The sequence below is a fragment of the Micromonospora sp. U56 genome (assembly GCF_018070095.1).
GTDB classification, from domain to species: Bacteria; Actinomycetota; Actinomycetes; order Mycobacteriales; family Micromonosporaceae; genus Micromonospora; species Micromonospora purpureochromogenes.
In genome coordinates this window covers 1-1,780 of the sequence record NZ_JAGPYL010000239.1, presented here as the reverse complement: position 1 = coordinate 1,780, position 1,780 = coordinate 1, and the positions used below count along the sequence as shown (strand labels likewise).

1 protein-coding gene is annotated in these 1,780 nt (G+C 68.8%); it reads left to right on the top strand.

Features of this window, described 5'->3' with window-relative positions; translation table 11 throughout:
• Positions 1–249 precede the first annotated feature (249 nt).
• The coding region (locus KBX37_RS35130) for a hypothetical protein (protein ID WP_247659499.1) at positions 250–1,780 on the top strand (1,531 nt) is incomplete at its 3' end.

Sequence of the window (1,780 nt, the reverse complement as noted above, 5' to 3'; positions counted from 1 at the left end):
ACGGAAACGTCGCAGACACCGGTGGCGGGGCCCGCCGCTGTTTGCGCTGCTCACCACCTTCTTTACGACCTGCGCCCCGCTGCGCCCGCCCGACCGATGTGAGGGAAATGCGGGGTTTTTTCAGATACGTCCGCGTCGCGAGGATCCTTCTCATACGGTGTGGATAACAGGCTGCAACCTATTTGTAGCTGCTCGTGCCGCTCAGGTGGTACGAGCCCGTCTGGTAGCAGGAAAGGGCGGAAGGCTCTGATGTCCAACGACCTAACGACTCCCGACGGCGGGGCCCCTTCGGCCCTGTCGTCGACTAGGCGACGCAAGCTGTGGGTCGCCACCGGCGTGGCCGGCCTGACCGGCGTCGTCGGCCTGGCGGCACTGGGCGGGCTGGCGGCCCGCAACGACAACTCCGACGACCCGCAGCGGGCCAGCGACTCGCAGGCGGCGCCGAAGCAGAACGTCAGCGATGCGGGCCCGGACTCCGACAAGCGCGACGACAAGGGCAAGGGACACGACGACCGGGACAGGGGCGAGGACCGCCGGGACCGGGACAAGGACCGGGATCGTGACGAGCACGGTCGGGTGCGGGAGGTGCCGTGTGACGACGAGAAGCTGATCGAGGCTGTCGATCTGGCGAACCGGGATCACGGTGGCACGTTGAAGCTGGCCAAGGACTGCACCTACGAGCTGGACGGGCACGACCGGAAGTCCGGCACGGGCCTGCCGACGATCAAGCAGGAGATCACCATCAAGGGTGAGGACTCCACGATCAAGCGGGACTCCGAGCAGACGTTCCGGCTGTTCCGGGTCGCCGACGGCGGCGACCTGACCCTGAAGGACCTCACGCTCAAGGGCGGCAACGCCTCCGAGTTCAAGTACGGCGGCGACCAGGGCCCCGGCGGGCCGGGTGGGCCGGGCGGACCCGGTGGACCGGGCGGACCCGGTGGACCGGGCGGACCCGGTGGACCGGGCGGGCCCGGTGGACCGGGCGGGCCCGGTGGTCCCCAGGGATCGGGTGGCCCGCAGGGCCCCGGTGACGGCAAGGACGATGACCGCAAGGACGATGACCGCAAGGACGATGACCGCAAGGACGGTGACGCCGACGGTGGTGCGTTGCTGGTCGAGCGGGGCGGTAGCGCGCACCTGAAGAAGGTCACGCTGACCCGCAACAACGCCGAGGGCAACGGCGGCGCCATCGCCAACTTCGGCCGCGTCGACCTCGAGGACAGCGAGGTGGAGAACAACCACGCCCGGGAGAGCGGCGGCGGCATCTTCAACGTCGGCGTCCTCAAGGTCACCGGATCCTCCGACCACAAGGACTGGTTCTCCAACGACAGGGGCGAGTCCGCCCGCGACGACAAGGGCGAGTCCCGCGACAGGGACGAGTCCCGCGACAAGGACAAGTCCGCCCGCGACGACAAGGACGAGTCCCGCGACAGGAACGAGTCCCGCGACAGGGACGAGTCCGCCCGCGACGAGGACAACGACCACAAGGACAAGGACCACAAGGACAAGGACAAGGGCAAGGGCGGGTCCGCCGACGGCCAGGGTGGTTCCGCCGACGGCAGGGACGACTTCGACGAGAAGCGCCGCGAGTCCCGCATCGCCAACAACACCGCCGGCAAGAACGGCGGCGGCATCGCCAACGGCCGCGACAAGGACAAGGACCACGACAAGGACCGCGGCAAGGACCACGGCAAGGACAAGGAACACGGCAAGGACAAGGACTCCTGGCCGCGCTTCCAGGGCCGCGACGAGGCCGGCACCGTGGAGATCTTCAAGACCA